The organism is Streptomyces shenzhenensis (genome assembly GCF_021462265.1).
In the GTDB taxonomy this organism is placed as follows: domain Bacteria; phylum Actinomycetota; class Actinomycetes; order Streptomycetales; family Streptomycetaceae; genus Streptomyces; species Streptomyces shenzhenensis.
In genome coordinates this window covers 1-17,685 of record NZ_JAJONF010000055.1, presented here as the reverse complement: position 1 = coordinate 17,685, position 17,685 = coordinate 1, and the positions used below count along the sequence as shown (strand labels likewise).

19 protein-coding genes and 1 tRNA gene are annotated in these 17,685 nt (G+C 70.3%); 7 read left to right on the top strand and 13 right to left on the bottom strand.

Annotated features, from left to right (window positions below; translation table 11 throughout):
* Positions 1–25: 25 nt before the first annotated feature.
* Entirely contained in the window at positions 26–778 is a 753-nt protein-coding gene (locus LQ326_RS40935; RefSeq protein ID WP_234544151.1) for a helix-turn-helix domain-containing protein, read from the bottom strand.
* 223 nt (positions 779–1,001) lie between these two features.
* Here LQ326_RS40935 and LQ326_RS40930 point away from each other — a divergent pair, with 223 nt between their 5' ends.
* A complete protein-coding gene (locus LQ326_RS40930) occupies positions 1,002–1,667 on the top strand; it encodes a DUF4097 family beta strand repeat-containing protein (protein WP_234544150.1) in 666 nt (221 codons plus the stop codon).
* 324 nt (positions 1,668–1,991) lie between these two features.
* On the opposite strand, the gene LQ326_RS40925 is transcribed toward LQ326_RS40930, so the two are convergent.
* The 4 genes from LQ326_RS40925 to LQ326_RS40910 form a co-directional block, all read right to left on the bottom strand.
* Entirely contained in the window at positions 1,992–2,756 is a 765-nt protein-coding gene (locus LQ326_RS40925) for a DUF1707 SHOCT-like domain-containing protein (protein ID WP_234544149.1), read from the bottom strand.
* Positions 2,757–2,789: 33 nt separating this feature from the next.
* Entirely contained in the window at positions 2,790–3,815 is a 1,026-nt protein-coding gene (locus tag LQ326_RS40920; protein ID WP_372497084.1) for an ABC transporter ATP-binding protein, read from the bottom strand.
* Between the two features lie 4 nt (positions 3,816–3,819).
* Positions 3,820–4,584, bottom strand: a complete 765-nt coding sequence (locus tag LQ326_RS40915; protein ID WP_234544195.1) for an ABC transporter permease — start codon at positions 4,582–4,584, stop codon at positions 3,820–3,822.
* A 142-nt stretch (positions 4,585–4,726) separates the two neighbouring features.
* Positions 4,727–5,512: an ABC transporter permease gene (locus tag LQ326_RS40910; protein WP_234544194.1), complete on the bottom strand. Its 786-nt coding sequence runs from the start codon at positions 5,510–5,512 to the stop codon at positions 4,727–4,729.
* Positions 5,513–5,698: 186 nt separating this feature from the next.
* On the opposite strand from LQ326_RS40910, the gene LQ326_RS40905 reads away from it, so the two are divergent.
* Complete coding sequence (locus LQ326_RS40905) at positions 5,699–8,665, top strand: transglycosylase domain-containing protein (RefSeq protein WP_434056964.1); 2,967 nt, start codon at positions 5,699–5,701, stop codon at positions 8,663–8,665.
* 84 nt (positions 8,666–8,749) lie between these two features.
* Here the strand turns inward: LQ326_RS40905 and LQ326_RS40900 are convergent, their stop codons facing one another.
* A complete protein-coding gene (locus tag LQ326_RS40900; RefSeq protein WP_220213875.1) occupies positions 8,750–9,052 on the bottom strand; it encodes a GroES family chaperonin in 303 nt (100 codons plus the stop codon).
* A gap of 77 nt (positions 9,053–9,129) precedes the next feature.
* On the bottom strand, positions 9,130–9,462 hold the full coding sequence (locus LQ326_RS40895; RefSeq protein WP_234544146.1) for a DUF3618 domain-containing protein: 333 nt from the start codon (positions 9,460–9,462) through the stop codon (positions 9,130–9,132).
* 104 nt (positions 9,463–9,566) lie between these two features.
* Between LQ326_RS40895 and bcp the strand changes: the two genes are divergently transcribed.
* Positions 9,567–10,034: a thioredoxin-dependent thiol peroxidase gene (gene bcp / locus LQ326_RS40890; RefSeq protein WP_181804687.1), complete on the top strand. Its 468-nt coding sequence runs from the start codon at positions 9,567–9,569 to the stop codon at positions 10,032–10,034.
* A 221-nt stretch (positions 10,035–10,255) separates the two neighbouring features.
* Positions 10,256–10,340: transfer RNA gene (locus tag LQ326_RS40885), tRNA-Leu, on the top strand.
* Between the two features lie 41 nt (positions 10,341–10,381).
* Here LQ326_RS40885 and rdgB read toward each other — a convergent pair.
* The 4 genes from rdgB to LQ326_RS40865 all read right to left on the bottom strand — a co-directional run bounded on the left by rdgB (position 10,382) and on the right by LQ326_RS40865 (position 12,611).
* A complete protein-coding gene (gene rdgB, locus LQ326_RS40880; protein WP_234544145.1) occupies positions 10,382–10,987 on the bottom strand; it encodes an RdgB/HAM1 family non-canonical purine NTP pyrophosphatase in 606 nt (201 codons plus the stop codon).
* A 33-nt stretch (positions 10,988–11,020) separates the two neighbouring features.
* Positions 11,021–11,431 carry a prefoldin domain-containing protein gene (locus tag LQ326_RS40875; protein WP_234544144.1) on the bottom strand — a complete coding sequence of 137 codons (411 nt, stop codon included), beginning with the start codon at positions 11,429–11,431 and terminating at the stop codon, positions 11,021–11,023.
* A gap of 127 nt (positions 11,432–11,558) precedes the next feature.
* Entirely contained in the window at positions 11,559–12,299 is a 741-nt protein-coding gene (rph, locus tag LQ326_RS40870; protein ID WP_234544143.1) for a ribonuclease PH, read from the bottom strand.
* Between the two features lie 78 nt (positions 12,300–12,377).
* The gene (locus tag LQ326_RS40865; RefSeq protein ID WP_234544142.1) at positions 12,378–12,611 is read right to left on the bottom strand and encodes a PTS sugar transporter subunit IIB; all 234 of its coding nucleotides are present in this window, start codon (positions 12,609–12,611) and stop codon (positions 12,378–12,380) included.
* Between the two features lie 200 nt (positions 12,612–12,811).
* Here LQ326_RS40865 and LQ326_RS40860 point away from each other — a divergent pair, with 200 nt between their 5' ends.
* Both LQ326_RS40860 and LQ326_RS40855 read left to right on the top strand, forming a co-directional pair.
* Positions 12,812–14,110, top strand: coding sequence for a PTS transporter subunit EIIC (locus LQ326_RS40860; RefSeq protein ID WP_234544141.1), 1,299 nt, complete (start codon positions 12,812–12,814; stop codon positions 14,108–14,110).
* A gap of 134 nt (positions 14,111–14,244) precedes the next feature.
* Positions 14,245–15,498, top strand: coding sequence for a PTS transporter subunit EIIC (locus LQ326_RS40855; protein ID WP_234544140.1), 1,254 nt, complete (start codon positions 14,245–14,247; stop codon positions 15,496–15,498).
* Positions 15,499–15,576: 78 nt separating this feature from the next.
* Here the strand turns inward: LQ326_RS40855 and LQ326_RS40850 are convergent, their stop codons facing one another.
* Positions 15,577–16,329: an MBL fold metallo-hydrolase gene (locus LQ326_RS40850; RefSeq protein ID WP_234544139.1), complete on the bottom strand. Its 753-nt coding sequence runs from the start codon at positions 16,327–16,329 to the stop codon at positions 15,577–15,579.
* A 237-nt stretch (positions 16,330–16,566) separates the two neighbouring features.
* Here LQ326_RS40850 and LQ326_RS40845 point away from each other — a divergent pair, with 237 nt between their 5' ends.
* Positions 16,567–17,025 carry a type II toxin-antitoxin system PemK/MazF family toxin gene (locus LQ326_RS40845; protein WP_234544138.1) on the top strand — a complete coding sequence of 153 codons (459 nt, stop codon included), beginning with the start codon at positions 16,567–16,569 and terminating at the stop codon, positions 17,023–17,025.
* A gap of 3 nt (positions 17,026–17,028) precedes the next feature.
* Here LQ326_RS40845 and LQ326_RS40840 read toward each other — a convergent pair whose 3' ends face one another.
* Positions 17,029–17,529, bottom strand: a complete 501-nt coding sequence (locus tag LQ326_RS40840) for a hypothetical protein (protein ID WP_234544137.1) — start codon at positions 17,527–17,529, stop codon at positions 17,029–17,031.
* Positions 17,530–17,685 lie beyond the last annotated feature (156 nt).

Genomic DNA, 17,685 nt, shown 5'->3' with positions numbered 1-17,685 from the left:
GTCAGCCGACCGGTAAGCGGGCCGGTCAGCGATCCGGGCCGGGCTCGGCGGTGTCCTGCGGGGCGGGGCCGGGTTTCGCCCAGAGGATGTCCCGGGCCTGTTCGGCGGCGCGGGCCATGCTCTCGCCGACGAAGTCCACGAAGCGGGCGATGTTCTCCAGACGGACGGCGGCCGGGGTGCCGGGGCCGAGGACGCCGACGCCCTGCCGTGCGGTCTCGGCGAGCTGGGCGTGGGACCGGGCGCTGGCGATCATCCCCTGGTACCAGACGTCGTTGTCGACGACGTAGCGTTCGCGGCGGCGCTCGTCGCGCTCCCGGCGGACCAGGCCCATGGTCTCCAGCAGTGCGACCGTCTTGGACACGGTCGCCGGGCTGACCTGGAGGCGCTGGACGAGTTCGGACGCGGTCACGCTTCCCGTGTCGGTGGTGTAGAGGCAGGTCAGCACCCGGGACGCCATCTTGGGCAGGCCCTGCTGCATGAAGACGGTGGTGAAGGCCTCCTCGTACGCGCGTACGGCCTCGGTGTCGCGCCCGTGGGGCGCCGGCGCCGTCCTCGCCTCCCGGGGCGCGGTCCGCCGGCGGCGGTGGGCCCGGTGCTCGGTGGCGCGGTGGGCGATCTCGGGGCGGTAGGCGACGGGTCCGCCGTTGCGCATGACCTCACGGGTGATCGTCGAGGTGGGGCGGTCGAGCCGTCGGGCGATCTCCGCGTAGGCGAGACCGTCGGCCAGGCCCGCCGCGATCTGCTGACGCTCCTGCTGGGTGAGCCTGCCTCCCGGCATCACGGCCTCCTCTGTGGTCCCTCAGTGCCGCCAGCATAGCGTTCACCTTCAATCCATTGCAACGAACCGATTAGCTGTCGTTGCGTTAGATTCACGAACGTTGCAACGAAATCATTGCCCTGAGCTGGACGAATGCAGTTTCAGCGCAACGCGTATGTTGCCTCATCCATGAACGCAACGTAGCGTTTCTGTCATCAGAAACAACGGATCGAAGGAGCGCACGATGCAGAAGTTCGACACCCCCGCCCCGGTCTCCGCCGTCCTCGACATCCCCGCGGGCCAGATCCGGTTCATCGCCGCCGACCGGACCGACACCACGGTCGAGGTCCTGCCCGCCGACGGCGCCAGGAGCCGCGACGTGAAGGCGGCCGAGCAGATCGAGGTCGGCTACGCCGACGGTGTGCTGCGGATCGCCGCGAAGGAGTCGAAGAACCAGCTCTTCGGCCCCTCCGGATCCGTCGAGGTGACCGTCCAGCTGCCCGCCGGCTCCCGCGTCGAGGGCAAGGCCGGCAGCGCCGAGTTCCGCGGCGTCGGCCGCCTCGGCGACGTCACCTTCCACGGCGCGTACCGCCGGACGAAGATCGACGAGGCCGCGAGCCTCCGCCTCACCGCGGTCGACGGCGATGTCGAGGTCGGCCGGCTGGGCGGCGACGCGGAGATCAGCACCGCCCGGGGTGACATCCGGATCGCCGAAGCCCTGCGCGGCACGGTGGTGCTGAGCACCCAGTCCGGCGACATCACGGTGACCGCCGCCGCCGGCGTCTCGGCCGCTCTCGACGCCGGCACCGGCCACGGCCGGGTCAGCAACGCCCTCAAGAACGACGGCTCCGCCGAGCTCGACATCCGCGCCACCACCTCCCGGGGCGACATCACCGCCCGCAGCCTCTGAGTCCCCGGCAGGTGGCCCCACTGTGCCCCCAGATTGCGCTCCCACGGCGCGCTCCACGGCGCGGGCTGCGCGGGCTGCGCGGGCTGCGCGGGCTGCGCGGGCTGCGCGGGGGCGGCGTACCCCGGCGACTCGTCGGAGTACGCCGCCCGTTCGCGTGCACGCCCGACGCGAGCCGCTCGGCAACCGCCGCGCCTTCGGCACCGGGGCGCCGCAGCGGGTGCGGCGCCTCCGCGGGCGCAGTGTTTGAGCAGTCGCCGGGACTCAGCAGCCCCGCGCTTGAGCAGCCGCCGCGCCTCAACAGCCGCCGTACCAGACCAGCCGCCCTCAACGGTCGCCGCGCCTGCGCCGTTCCCGCTCCTCGCGGCGCTCCTCACGGCGCGCCTCTCGCCACTCGTGCCGGGCCTCGTGCAGTTGGTGCCGGGCCGACCCGCCGTCCAGCCGCTCCTGGCGGCGTTCCTCCTTCAGGCGCCGGCGTTCCGCCTTGGTGACCTTGTGCTCCACCTCGACGCCGCCCCAGAAGGCGAGGCCCGTCACGATCACCCTGGGGGCGGCCGGGTCGGGCAGGGTCTCCTCCTCGTAGTGGTCGAAGCCGCCCATGACGGCGATGCCCCGCATCACGACCTCGACGCCCGGCGGCACGACCACGCTGATCCCGCCCATGATCGCGATGCAGTTGAGCTCGACCTCGCCGTCCGCGAAGTTCGCCTCGCGCAGGTCGATCTCGCCGCCGCCCATGAAGGTGAAGCCGGTGAACCGCTTCGGCACCGTCCAGCGTCCCTTGCGCTGGAACCCGGACATCACGGCCATCGCCCACGTCGACGAACCCTCGCCACCGACGATCCGGCTCCCCCAGCTCCCGCTCTCCGCAGGAGCCTTGCTGAACGACACGGCCGGCGGCGCACCCCCCGCCGGCAGGTCCCTCGTGATGGGCGCCAGCTCACCGTAGGTACGGGCCTTGTACGTCGCCTCCAGCCGCTCCTCGAACTCCCCCATGTCGAGCCGCCCCTCCGCGAGGGCGTCCCGGAGGATCTCGGCGACTCGTTCACGATCGGCGTCGGAGGCGCGCAGCTCCGGAGCATCCTCGGTCATGGAGTGCAGACTACGAGTTCCCGGCGCCCCGGACTATGCCGTCGGCCGCTCCGCCGGGGGCTTGGCGGTGTCCCCGATCGGATACAGCATGGCCGCGATCACCGTCTCGATGTCCGGCTCCCGGACGGACAGGTCCAGCAACGGGTACTCCGCCGCGATGCGCGCCACCAGCGGCGCCGCCGACTCCGCGGCCGGGAACGCCAGCCACTGCCTGGGGCCCTCCACCTTCACCACCCGCGCCGCCGGGCCGGCGTCGATGGGCGGGAGCTCCCGTTCCAGGTCGACCACGAGGGTGCGCTCGCTCTCCCCCGCCTCGTGCAGACCGGTGAGCGGACCGTCGTACATCAGCCGCCCGTGGTCGATGACCATCACCCGGGAGCACAACTGCTCGATGTCCTGGAGGTCGTGGGTGGTGAGCAGGACCGTGGTGCCGCGTTCGGTGTTCAGTTCGCGGAGGAAGGTGCGGACCTTGGCCTTCGAGATCACGTCGAGGCCGATCGTCGGCTCGTCGAGGTAGAGGACGTCCGGGTCGTGCAGCAGCGCCGCCACGATGTCGCCGCGCATCCGCTGCCCGAGCGAGAGCTGCCGTACCGGGACGTCCAACAGGGCTTCCAGGGAGAGGAGTTCTACCAGGCGGTCCAGGTTCTCGGCGTAACGGGCGTCCGGGATGCGGTACATGCGGTGCATCAGGCGGTAGGAGTCGATCAGCGGGAGGTCCCACCACAGCGTCGTGCGCTGGCCGAAGACCACGCCGATACGGTGGGCCAGGCGGGTGCGCTCACGGGACGGGTCGATGCCGGCCACCCGGAGCCGGCCGCCGCTCGGGGTGAGGATGCCCGTCAGCATCTTGATCGTGGTCGACTTGCCGGCGCCGTTCGGGCCGATGTAGCCGACCATCTCGCCGCGCGCCACCGTGAAGGAGAGCGAGTCGACCGCCCGCACCTGGTGCCGTTCCCGTTTCAGGAACCCGGTCTTCTTGCGGACCTCGAAGACCTTCTCCACCTCGTCGACCTCGATGAACACGTCCGACATCAGATCAGCTCCCTGCGCCCCGATCATCAGATCAACTTCCCGTACTTCGATACGCCCTGAGCCCCGCCCGCCAGGCCAGACCCGCCAGCGCGCAGCAGACCACCGCCACCAGCGGCGCCGACCACGCCGTCCACCCCGGCAGCCGCAGCGGATACGGCCGCCCCAGCACGTACGCGGCCGGCACCCAGTTGACGAAGGCCAGCGGCAGCATGAACGTCACCCCGCGTACGAAGTCCTTCCCGAACACCGTCGGCGGGTACTGGAGCAGCGTCGTACCGCCGTAGGTGAACGCGTTCTGCACCTCCGCCGCGTCCTGCGCCACGAACTGGAAGGCGGCGCCCGCCACGAACAGCGCGCAGAAGATCGCCGCGCCGGCGGCCAGCATCACGGGGACCAGCAGCACCTTCGCCGGTGTCCAGGCGACGTCGACGGAGACCAGCGACCAGCCCAGCACCACCGAGCCCTGGGTGATCCGGCCCAGGCGGCGCAGCGCGAAGCGGTCCGCGCCGATCTGGGCGAGCACCGGGGCCGGCCGGACCAGCAACGTGTCGAAGGAGCCGTCGCGGATCCGGGCGCCCAGCACGTCCATCGAGCCCAGCACCAGGTCGGCGACGCCGAACGCGGTCGCCGACAGTCCGTACAGGAAGCAGACCTCGGGCAGCGACCAGCCGCCGAGCGAGTCGACCTGCGAGAACATCAGCAGGATCGTGGCGAAGTCCAGCCCGGTCACCACCAGGTTCCCGGCCATCGTGAGGGCGAAGGACGTCCGGTAGGTCATCGTGGAACGGATCCACATCCCGGCGATCAGCCAGTACGCCCGCAGCCCGTCCCGGGCCCGCTCCCCCGCCCCACGCCGCCCTCCCGGCACACAGTCAACCGCCCCGCGCCGCCCCTCCGGCACACCCTCGGCCGCCCCGCGCCGCCCGTCCCGCACACGCTCAGCCACCCTGCACCACCACCCGTCGTGTCGCCGCCGTCTGCAGCAGCCGGCCCGCCGTCAGCAGCGCCACCGCCCACGCGGCCTGGAAGGCCAACGCCCCCGCCACCCCGGTCTCCCCCAGCAGCACGTCCGCGGGCATCTGGAGCTGCGCCGCCCACGGCAGGACGCGGACCACCTCGCCGAAGCCGCCCGGGAAGACGTTCAGCGGCAGGGTCATCCCCGAGAAGAAGACCCCCGTGATCATCATGGCCTGGTTGACGCCCGTGCCGTCCATCAGCCAGAAGACGCTCAGCGCGACCAGGTAGCGGATGCCGAAGCTGACGAGCATCGCGAGGAACAGCGCGACCAGGAAGGCCGCCCAGGTACCGGCGTCCGCGGGCAGCGCCATCGGGAAGAACACCGCGCCGACCAGGAAGGGGATCACGCCCCGGCCCAGCAACTGGAACAGCGAGCGGCCCAGATCGGTCGCCAGCCACCACAGTTGAAGATCGGCCGGACGGTACAGGTCGATCGCGATCGCGCCCGTACGGATACGCTCCATCAGGTCTTTTTCCGCGCCCCCGCCCTGGATCGCGAGCGTGGCGTACAGGCACTGTCCGAGCCACACATAGGTCACCGCCTGCGCCTGGTCATAGCCTCCGAGGTGCGGTTTCTCGTCCCACAGCGCCAAGTACGTGTAGACGAGGATGATCCCGAAGGCCGTGTTGGTGAACACCCCGGCGGCAGTGGCGGCCCGATACGTCGCGTACCGTCGGAAACCCCCCGCCGCGACGGCCGTGTACAACCGTCCCGCACCCACGCCAACCGACCTCCCGGACCGCCCGACACCGAAGCGCAGGAGCCTACTGCGCCGACGACATCGCAGGCCACGCAATTTCCGTGACCGAAGCGTGCCGGAATCCGGGAACGGAACGCACGGTGCGAGAGTCTTCACCAGGGGGCGAGAAGCGTACGAGGTCGTACGGGAACGATGTACGACGCGAAACAGGAGTCCGTGCACGAGATGAGCGACGAGCCGCAGCCGCGACAGCCGAACCAGGGCGGCACAGGCCCGACGGAGCCGCCGGCCGCGGCCGAGGAGAAGCAGACCCCGCCGCAGCGGGGGGCCGAGCCGAAGGAGCCGATGAAGCCGGAGCCGCCCGCGGCGGCCGAGCAGGCCAAGCAGCCCGAGCAGGCGAAGACGGAGCAGCAGCGGCCGGGAGCGGGCGAGAAGAAGATCGCCCCGCAGCGGCCGGCGGCCGAGGACACCGAGACGCGCCAGCTCACCGCGGTCACGGTGCCGAACGCGCGACCGCCCGCGGCGACCGGGAACCGGCAGAACACGGCCGGAAACCCGCAGGACGGCCAGAACCCGCAGGACAGGCAGGGCGCGCAGAACACACCGAACACGCAGGGCGCACAGCACACGCAGAACACACCGAACACGCAGGACCCGCAGGACACCCAGACGCGGCAGCTCGCGGCGATCAGGGTGCCGAAGGCGGCGGCACCCGCCCCGGCCTCGGCACCCGCCCCGCCACCGGCCCCGATCCCGGCACCCCGGGCGGAGCCGCCCGCGGCCGGCGCGGCGACCGTGGAGACCGCGGAGCCCGTGGAGACGAAGGGGGGCGAGAAGAAGATGAAGCGGCCCAAGCGGACCGGGTGGCGGCGGATCCTCCCGACCTGGCGGATGCTGCTCGGCACCTTCGTGATCGGCGTCCTGCTGCTGATCGGCCTGTTCTTCCTCGGCTACTCGATGGTGAAGATCCCGGCGGCCAACGCGTTCGCCACCAAGCAGTCCAACGTGTACCTGTACGCCGACGGCTCCCAGCTCGCCCGCGACGGCGAGGTCAACCGGGAGAACGTGACCCTCGCCCAGGTCTCCAAGGACGCCCAGCACGCCGTACTCGCCGCCGAGGACCGGGACTTCTACACCGAGTCCGCCGTCGACCCCAAGGCGATGCTGCGCGCCGCCTGGAACACCGCGACCGGCAAGGGCACCCAGTCCGGCTCGACGATCACCCAGCAGTACGTGAAGAACTACTACCTCGCGCAGGAGCAGACCGTCACCCGCAAGGTGAAGGAGGTGTTCGTCGCGATCAAGCTGGACCGCAGCGAGTCCAAGGACCAGATCCTGGAGGGCTACCTCAACACCAGCTACTTCGGCCGCAACGCCTACGGCATCCAGGCCGCCGCCCAGGCCTACTACGGCAAGGACGCCACCGACCTGGACCCGGCCCGCGCCGCCTACCTCGCCGCGCTCGTCAACGCGCCCAGCGAGTACGACGTCGTCGCCCACCCCGAGAACAAGGCCGCGGCCGTCGCCCGCTGGAACTACGTCCTGGACGGCATGGTCAAGAAGGGCTGGCTCGGCGAGTCCGAGCGGGCCGCGATGAAGTTCCCGATGCCCAAGGAGCAGACCGCCTCCACCGGCATGTCCGGACAGCGCGGCTACATCGTCAACGCGGTCAACGACTACCTGATCAAGAACAAGATCGTCGACTCGGACTCCCTGGCGGCCGGCGGCTACCGCATCACCACCACCCTGCAGAAGTCCAGGCAGAACGCCTTCGTGAAGGCGGTCGACGACAAGCTGATGTCCAAGCTGGACAAGAAGAACAAGGTCGACAACTACGTGCGGGCCGGCGGCGCCTCCGTCGACCCGAAGACCGGCCAGGTCGTCGCCATGTACGGCGGCATCGACTACGTGAAGCAGTACACCAACGGCGCGACCCGCGGTGACTTCCAGGTCGGCTCCACCTTCAAGCCCTTCGTCTTCGCCTCCGCCGTCGACAACGGCTCCACCACCCAGTCCGGCCAGACCATCACCCCGAACACCTACTACGACGGCACCGACAAGCGCGCCGTCCAGGGCTGGCCCGGCGGTACCTACGCGCCGGAGAACGAGGACGGGAAGTCGTACGGCCAGATCACCGTCCGCAAGGCCACCGACCTCTCCGTGAACTCGGTGTACGCGCAGATGTCCGTCGACGTCGGCCCCTCCAAGATCAAGCAGACCGCGGTCGGCCTGGGCATCCCCGCCGACACCAAGGACCTCCAGCCCTACCCGTCCATCGCCCTCGGCACCGCCACCGCCAGCGTCCTCGACATGGCGGAGGCGTACGCCACGCTCGCCAACCACGGCAAGCACGGCACCTACACGATGGTCGAGAAGATCACGAGGGACGGTACGCAGGACATCAAGCTGCCGGAGTCGACGACCAAGCAGGCCGTCAGCCGGCAGGCCGCCGACACCACCACCTCCGTCCTGCAGAGCGTGGTCGACAACGGCACCGCCACCGCCGCCCAGGCCGCGGGCCGCCCGGCCGCCGGCAAGACCGGCACCGCGGAGGAGGACACCGCCGCCTGGTTCGCGGGCTACACCCCCGACCTCGCCACCGTCGTCTCCGTGATGGGCCAGGACCCGGTCACGGCCGCCCACAAGCCCCTGTACGGCGCGCTCGGCCTCCCCCGCATCAACGGCGGCGGGGCCCCGACCGAGATCTGGGCGCAGTACACCAAGGCCGCCCTGCAGGGCACCAAGGCCTCCGACTTCGACCTGGACCTCCAGGCCGGCGCCGAGATCGTGGCCCCGCCCACCCAGAGCACGGGCACCCCGGGCACCGGCGGCCAGGCCAACGGCGGCACCACCGGCCCGAACCAGGACAACGGCGGCACCACCACCGGCGGCCAGAACACCGGCGGCACCCCCGGCACCACCACCAACGGCACCACCGCCGGCGGTACGACAGGCGGCTCCACCACCGCCGGCACCACCACGTCGGGTACGACGACCGCCGGCACCGACTCCGGTACGACGACCTCGGGCACCGACTCCGGGACCTCCACCGGGACCACGACCGGCGGCACCAGTACCGGGACGACGGCGGGCACCGACACCGGCACCACCACCGGCACGACAGCGGGCGGCCCAGGCGGGTTCGGGTTCGTCCAATGACAAAGGGGCCCGGTGACCACGGTCACCGGGCCCCTTCAGACCCCTGCACCATCCGGATGGTGCGGATCGTCCGGATGGCAGGGATCAGAGGTACAGGCCGGTCGAATCCTCCGAGCCCTCGAACCGGTCGGCGGCCACCGCGTGCAGGTCGCGCTCGCGCATCAGCACGTACGCCACCCCGCGCACCTCGACCTCGGCGCGGTCCTCCGGGTCGTACAGGACCCGGTCACCGGGCTCCACCGTCCGCACGTTCTGGCCGACCGCGACCACATCGGCCCAGGCCAGCCGGCGTCCGACGGCCGCCGTGGCGGGGATCAGGATGCCTCCGCCCGACCGTCGCTCGCCCTCCCCGGTGTCCTGCTTGACCAGGACCCGGTCGTGCAGCATCCGGATCGGCAGCTTGTCGTGCTCGCTGCTCTGCTCGTCTCTCTTGGCGCTCACGCCTTGAACCTACCTGCCTCTGGTCAGCTCTTGCGCCGCCGGGTACCGCTGAGGACCAGCAGCCCGACCACTCCCACGGCGACGAGGGCGACCGGCACGACCCGCTCCAGCCGCGGCGCGCCCTCCTCGTCGACGAACTGGGCCTTCACATCACTCACGACCCGGTTGACCTGGACGTAGGCCCTCCCGAGCGTGTGATCGATGTTGGCCGCGACCTTGGCCTTCGCATCGCCGACGATGGTCTTCGGGTGCACGCGCACCCCGATCTCGTCCAGCGTCTCGGCCAGCACCTCGCGGCGGCGCGTGATGTCCGCCTCGATCTGCGCCGGGGTTCTGGTGTCCGACGTCTCCGCCACCGTGGGCCCTCCGAAGTCTGCCGTACTGCCGTACTGCCTGTTCTGGACAGTCTGTCAGCTCTTGCCGCCGCCGCACGGTCAGGACCCCCCGTTACGCTAGAGCGATGAGCGAGCGACTCCAGCCCGGGGACGTAGCCCCCGACTTCACCCTCCCCGACGCCGACGGCAACGAGGTGTCCCTCTCCGCCCACAAGGGCCGCAAGGTCATCGTCTACTTCTACCCCGCGGCCCTCACCCCAGGCTGCACGAAGCAGGCGTGCGACTTCACCGACAACCTCTCCCTCCTCGCCGACGCCGGCTACGACGTCCTCGGCATCTCCCCCGACGCCCCGGAGAAGCTCGGCAAGTTCCGCGAGAAGGAGAACCTCAAGGTCACCCTCCTCGCCGACCCCGACAAGAAGGTCCTCGACGCGTACGGCGCCTACGGCGAGAAGATGAACTACGGCAAGACCTACCTCGGCGTCATCCGCTCCACGATCATCGTCGACGAACAGGGCAAGGTCGAACGCGCCCTCTACAACGTCCGCGCCACCGGCCACGTCGCCAAGATCATCAAAGACCTGGGCATCTGAGGCCCCACCGCCCGACCCACCCCTGACGGCCCACACCGGGCGACCCGGTGCGGGCCGTTCCCTCTTACCCGGCCTCCGGCTTCCGGCTTCCGTACGCGATTGCCGTGCCCGAACTGCCATGCGGTCACGAGCACCTGGTGCCGGGGAGCCGCACGAAGGAAGGCGTGGCCCCCGTAGACTGAGCCAAGCAAAACGGCAGTTCCGAAGCTGCCCGTTTTGAGGCGGTCGTGGCGAAATAGGCGATACGCGCGGGTTTTAGGTGCCCGTGGGAGAAATCCCGTGTGGGTTCGAGTCCCACCGACCGCACATACGAGGGGCCACCATCACGGGCGGCCCCTCTCCCGTTCTCAGCCCAACAGCTCCCGCACCACCGGAACCAGCGCCCGGAACGCCTTCCCCCGGTGGCTGATCGCGTTCTTCTCCTCGGGGCTCAGCTCGGCGCACGTGCGTGTCTCGCCCTCCGGCTGGAGGATCGGGTCGTAGCCGAAGCCGTTCGTGCCCGTCGGCGCGTGCCGAAGCACTCCCCGCAGTCGGCCCTCGACCACCCGCTCCCGCCCGTCGGGCAGTGCGAGCGCCGCCGCGCACGCGAAGTGGGCGCCCCGGTGTTCCTCGGTGATGTCGGCGAGCTGGGCGAGCAGCAGGTCCAGGTTGGCCTTGTCGTCGCCGTGCCTGCCCGCCCAGCGGGCGGAGAAGATGCCGGGGGCGCCGCCCAGGACGTCGACGCAGAGGCCGGAGTCGTCGGCGACGGCCGGGAGGCCTGTCGCCCGGGCGAGGGCGTGGGCCTTGAGGAGGGCGTTCTCGGCGAAGGTGACGCCTGTTTCCTTGACGTCGGGGATGTCGGGGTACGCGTCCGCGCCCACCAGTTCGTGGGGCAGCCCCGCCTCCGCGAGGATCGAGTGCAGCTCGGTGATCTTTCCGGCGTTGCGGGTGGCGAGGATCAGGCGGGTCGTCATGAGACGCAGTATCCCAAGGGCCCGGACGCCCGCTTACGGCGTGCAGACCTTGGTCAGTTCGCCGGCCGCGTCGGTGACCGGGGTGACGTCGGGGGTCGAGTCGCCGTTCCGGACGGCCGTGCGGACGTTGTCCACGGCCTGCTGGAGGTTGTCGACCGCCTTGTTGACGTCGGCGTCGTCGGTCCTGTCGCCGATCTTCCTGAGGTTCTGCTGGATGGAGTCGAGGGAGGCGTCGGTCTGGGTGGGGTCGTTCGCGGCGTTCTCCACGGCCTGCTGGAGGTCGGTGACGCTGTCGGCGATGGAGTCGGCGGTGCGGACGCAGTCCAGGGCCGTGTTCACCGAGTCGCAGCCGGTGAGCAGGGCGGTGGTGAGTGCGGTGGCCGCGGTCACGGCGGCGATGACGGTGCTGCGACGGCCTCGGCGTCGGCGTCGGCTGGCGGCCATGGTGGTGTCCCTCCCCGTGGTGTGGCTGGCCGGGCGCACGGTTGTACGTACCGTGCGCCCGTGTTGTTAGGGACGCGGGGTCGGCCGCCGGGGTTGCCCCGTGGCACCTCGGCTTTTTGGGTTCCCTTTACTTTTCGGTGCGGGCGGCTTCGAGTGCCGCGCGCTGGATGGCCGCGAGGTCGGTGCAGCCGGCGACGGCGAGGTCGAGGAGGGCGTTGAGTTCGTCGCGGGCGAAGGGCTCGGCCTCGGCGGTGCCCTGGACCTCGACGAAGCGGCCGTCGCCGGTGCAGACGACGTTCATGTCGGTCTCGGCCTTGACGTCCTCCTCGTAGCAGAGGTCGAGGAGGGGCACTCCGCCGACGATGCCGACGGAGACGGCCGAGACGGTGCCGGTCAGGGGCTGGCGGCCGGCCTTGACGAGCTTGCGTTCCCTGGCCCAGGTGACGGCGTCGGCGAGGGCGACGTAGGCGCCGGTGATGGCGGCGGTGCGGGTGCCGCCGTCGGCCTGGAGGACGTCGCAGTCCAGGACGACGGTGTTCTCGCCGAGGGCCTTGTAGTCGATGACGGCGCGCAGGGAGCGGCCGATGAGGCGGGAGATCTCGTGGGTGCGGCCGCCGATCTTGCCCTTGACGGACTCGCGGTCGCCGCGGGTGTTGGTGGCTCGGGGGAGCATGGCGTACTCGGCGGTGACCCACCCCTCGCCGCTGCCCTTGCGCCAGCGGGGGACGCCTTCGGTGACGGAGGCGGTGCAGAAGACCTTGGTGTCGCCGAAGGAGACGAGGACGGAGCCCTCGGCGTGCTTGCTCCAGCCGCGTTCGATGGTGACCGGGCGGAGTTGTTCGGGGGTGCGGCCGTCGATTCGAGACATGGCGACGAGCCTATCCGGAGCGGCCGAAGGGGCTCCTCCCCCGGTGGGAAGAGCCCCTTTCGCGGTGTGCCGGGGGGCTCACATCATGTCTTCGATCTCCGCGGCGATCGGGTCGGCGTCGGTGCCGATGACGACCTGGATGGCGGTGCCCATCTTCACGACGCCGTGGGCGCCTGCGGCCTTCAGGGCGGCGTCGTCGACCTTGGAGGCGTCGTGGACCTCGGTGCGCAGCCGGGTGATGCAGCCTTCGATCTCGTCGATGTTCTCGATTCCGCCGAGGCCGGCGACGATCTTCTCAGCCTTGCTGGCCATGTTCCTTCTCCCTGATCCGAACCGCTTTGTCGCAGTAACCCACAGTTGGCCCATCTTCGCGAGCGGCTGTACCGCGGGTGCCGAATGATGGCGAGCACCGCGGCGGAACCGTCTGCCGACTGGTCTACACCAGCTGGTGGGCGGTCGACAAACCCCGCGGCGGTCCCGCGGTACAGCCGAGCGGCCCGGAGGACGCGTCCATGAGTGCCGACAGCGCCGACAGTACGGTCGGTCCCGCGCGGGAGCGGTGGCACGCTCTTTTCCAGGGGCTGCAGAAGATGGGCCGCAGCCTGCAGCTGCCGATCGCGGTGCTGCCGGCGGCGGGCATCCTCAACCGGCTGGGGCAGCCTGACGTGTTCGGAGACCAGGGTCTTGGCTGGACGGGGCTCTCCCGCGTGATGAAGGGCGCGGGGGGCGCGCTGCTCGACGGTTCGATCGGACTGCCGCTGCTGTTCTGTGTCGGGGTCGCGATCGGGATGGCGAAGAAGGCGGACGGTTCTACGGCGCTGGCGGCCGTGGCGGGCTTTCTCGTCTATTACGGGGTGCTGCACCAGTTCCCGGAGGACTGTCCCGGCGGGTCGAGGACGCTGCCCGGGATCGGGTGCCAGGTGCGCGACGGGACGGTGTCGACGTTCACGTTCCAGAATCCGGGGGTCTTCGGCGGGATCGCGCTGGGGCTGCTGACCGCGTTCTTCTGGGCCCGTTACCACCGGACGAGGCTGGTGGACTGGCTGGGGTTCTTCAACGGGCGGCGGCTGGTGCCGATCATCATGTCGTTCGTCGCGATCGCGTTCGCGATCCTGTGCCTGTGGGTCTGGCCGCCGGTCGGCGGCGGGCTGCAGAGCTTCAGCGACTGGCTGCACGGGGCGGGGGCGTGGGGCGCGGGGGTGTTCGGGGTGGCGAACCGGGCGCTGCTGGTGGTGGGGCTGCACCAGTTCCTGAACGTGCCCATCTGGTTCCAGTTCGGCAGTTACACGACGCCGGACGGCACGGTGGTGCACGGTGACATCAACATGTTCCTGGCGGGTGATCCGCAGGCGGGGCAGTTCACGTCGGGGTTCTTCCCGGTCATGATGTTCGCGCTGCCGGCCGCCGCGCTCGCGATCACGCACTGCGCGAAGCCGCACCGGCGCAAGGAGATCGGCGGTCTGATGCTGTCGGTGGCGCTGACGTCGTTCGTGACCGGCATCACCGAGCCGATCGAGTACTCGTTCATGTTCATCGCGCCGCTGCTGTACGTGGCGCACGCGGTGCTGACGGGGGTGTCGATGGCGGTGACGTGGGGGCTGGGGGTGCACGACGGGTTCAGTTTCTCGGCGGGGCTCATCGACTACGTCATCAACTGGAAGCTGGCGACGCGGCCTTGGGCGATCGTCCCGATCGGGCTGTGCTTCGCGGCGGTCTACTACGTGATCTTCCGGTTCGCCATCACGCGGTTCGACCTGAAGACGCCGGGCAGGGAACCGGAGGACGAAGTGGAGGACGTCACGAAGGCCTGAACAGCCTGTCGGCGCATGGCGTACAGCGCGTAGCGCCGCGGTTGCGGAATTGACGGGTTCCTTATAACTCCCCCATCGTGTACAACAGGTCTACACCACTGAGTGGTGTAGACCACCACCGACGGAGGAAGTCTATGAGCACCGCCACCGCGCCCATGGCGGCCCCCGCGAAAAAGCGGGGATCCGGTCTGTTCCAGGGTCTGCAGAAGGTCGGCCGCAGCCTCCAGCTACCGATCGCCGTGCTCCCGGCGGCGGGCATCATGGTCCGGCTCGGCCAGGACGACATCTTCGGCAAGGACGGCCTGGGCTGGGACAAGGTCGCGGCCGTTTTCAACGCCGCCGGCGGGGCCATCACGGGCAGTCTGCCGATGCTGTTCTGCATCGGTGTGGCCATCGGCTTCGCCAAGAAGTCGGACGGTTCCACGGCTTTGGCCGCGCTGGTCGGCTTCCTGGTCTACAGCAAGGTCCTCGAGGCGTTTCCGCTGACGGAACAGCACATCGAGAAGGGCCAGATCGTCGCGGCCACGTACAACAACCCGGGCGTCCTGGGCGGCATCGTCATGGGTCTGCTGTCGGCCGTGATGTGGCAGCGTTTCCACCGGACCAAGCTGGTGGACTGGCTCGGCTTCTTCAACGGCCGCCGTCTGGTGCCGATCCTGATGGCCTTCGTCGGCACCCTGGTCGGCGTCTTCTTCTGCCTGGTCTGGCGGCCCATCGGCGACGGCATCACCAGTTTCGGCGAGTGGATGACCGGCCTCGGCGCCTTCGGCTCGGCCCTGTTCGGCCTGGTCAACCGTGCGCTGATCCCGATCGGCATGCACCAGTTCGTGAACACCGTGGCGTGGTTCCAGCTCGGCTCGTTCAAGGACGCGGCCGGACAGGTCTTCAACGGCGACTACAACCGCTTCCTGCACGGCGACCCGACCGCCGGTATGTTCATGTCCGGCTTCTTCCCGATCATGATGTTCGGTCTGCCCGCCGCCGCGATGGCCATGGCGCACACCGCTCGCCCCGAACGCCGCAAGGCCGTGACGGGCATGATGATCTCGCTCGCGCTGACCTCCTTCGTGACGGGTGTGACCGAACCGATCGAGTTCTCGTTCATGTTCATCGCCCCGCTCCTGTACGTCATCCACGCGGTCCTGACCGCCCTGTCGATGGCGATCACCTGGGGCCTGGGCGTCCACGCGGGCTTCAACTTCTCGGCCGGCGTCATCGACTACGCCCTCAACTGGAACCTGGCGACCAAGCCCTGGCTGATCATCCCGATCGGCCTGGTGTTCGGCGCGGTCTACTACGTCGTCTTCCGGTTCGCCATCGTCCGCTTCGATCTCCCCACCCCGGGCCGTGAGCCCGAGGAGGAGGTCGAGGACCTCACGAAGGCGTGAGTCCGGCAGTACTCGTGACGAAGGCCCCCGCCGCGGCGGGGGCCTTCTCGTCGTACGGCCCTGAGCGCCGTACGCGCGTCAGATCTCGTACGTCGCCCGTGGCGCCGCGAGTTCCACGGGGCCGTCGAAGACCTCGCGGGCGTCGGCGAGGTTGACGGCGGGGTCGGTCCACGGCGGGATGTGGGTGAGGACCAGCCTGCGGGCGCCGGCGCGGGCGGCGGCCTCGCCGGCCTCGCGGCCGTTGAGGTGCAGGTCCGGGATGTTCTCCTTGCCGTGCGTGAAGGCGGCCTCGCACAGGAACAGGTCGGTGTCCCGGGCCAGGTCCTCCAGCACCGGGGTGACGCCGGTGTCGCCCGAGTACGTCAGGGACTTCCCGGCGTGCTCGACGCGGATGCCGTACGCCTCCACGGGGTGGCGGAGCCGCTCGGTGTGGACCGTGAAGGGGCCGATGTCGAACGTGGACGGCTTGACCGTGTGGAAGTCGAAGACCTCGCTCATCGAGGAGGCGGTGGGGGTGTCGGCGTAGGCGGTGGTGAGCCGGTGCTCGGTGCCCTCGGGGCCGTAGACGGGGATCGGGGGGCACGGGCCGCCGTCGTGCCGGTAGTAGCGCGCCACGAAGTAGGCGCACATGTCGATGCAGTGGTCGGCGTGCAGATGGCTCAGGAAGATCGCGTCGAGGTCGTAGAGACCGCAGTGGCGCTGCAACTCGCCCAGGGCGCCGTTGCCCATGTCGAGGAGCAGCCGGAAGCCGTCGGCCTCTAGGAGGTAGCTCGAACAGGCCGATTCCGCGGACGGGAACGACCCCGAGCAGCCGACGACGGTGAGCTTCATGAAGCAGAAACCTCCGCTGGCGGAATACCCGGAACAACCGGGAACTGGAGTCGGGAAAAGGGGTGAGCAGGGGTCGTGCGGTTTGTCGAGCGTAAGGCGCAAAAGAGCGGGTCGCTCCTCTGCCAGGGGCCGTTGTGGGCGAACTCACCTGTGCTGTCACCGGTTCGGCTGGACTGAGGGCGCACCAGGATCGCGCAAGGGCGCGCATCGATTATCTCGCGCCGGTAACGTCGTCCTATGGACACGTCATGGTGGCTCGCGCTCGCGGCAGTCGTCCTGCTGGCGCTGGTCGCCACGCTCGTCGACGGCTGGGGCAGAGGCCACCGTCCGCGCGGGTACCGCACCAGGCCGCCGGGGCATCCGCGCGGCACCCGCGAGCAGGCCGGACGGCCCCACCCCGGGGACATCTGGTGGGCCAACGTGCCCTACGAGGACGGTCCCGGCGCCAAGGACCGGCCCTGTCTGGTGCTGGCCGTGCGCGGCAACCGGGCGACGATCGCGAAGATCACCAGCAAGTACCACGACGAGCAGGCCGGGGTGATCCCGCTGCCGCCCGGCTCGGTCGGGGACGCCCAGGGCCGGCCGAGCTTCCTGGAGACGGACGAGCTGCGGGAGATCGCGGTGTGGGAGTTCCGGCGCCGGGTGGGCGTGGTCGACCCGGTGCTGTGGGACCAGGTACGGCACCTGGCCGGCTGAGGCTCAGTTCACCCGCACGGTGACGTGCCACTCCTGGAGGCCCTTGCAGGAGGCCTGGCCGGGTGCGGTGGGCTCGGCGCACAGCGGGCGGGTGGAGGAGAGGGTGACGGTCCCGGCGGCCACCGCGCGGTAGGCGGATCCGGCGTCGCCGCCGCGGAGCATGAAGCCGTAGTTGATCTCCTTGAGGGCGGCCGTGTCCCCGGCCGTGGCGATCTTCTGCCAGGGGCGCCGCTCGGTCCCGTCCAGGGTGATCCGCAGGGTGCCGCCCTGGGCCAGGCAGAAGGTACGGCCGCTGTCGGCGGCGGCGAGTTCGGAGGTCACGGGCGTGCAGCCGGCGGAGGACCCACCCGTGCTCGGAGCCGAGGCCGACGCCGAGGGCGATGCCGGTGTCGGGGACACCGCGCCGCTGCCCTCGTCCCCGCCCCCGCTCTGCGAGCCGCAGCCCGCCAGCAGGAGCAGGCTCGCCGTGGCGAGGGACGCGCGGTGGAACGTCGTACGGCGCATGAGGTGTCCGCCTTTCCGTCGGGGTACGGACCCTTGGTGCCGATATGACGTGTCCGCCCCTCGTACGGATCCCGCGCCCGGACGGCTTCCGGGTGCGGGATCCGGTCGGTGCGCGGGAGGGGTCAGCCGGTCGTGACGGCGGTGTCGTCGACGACG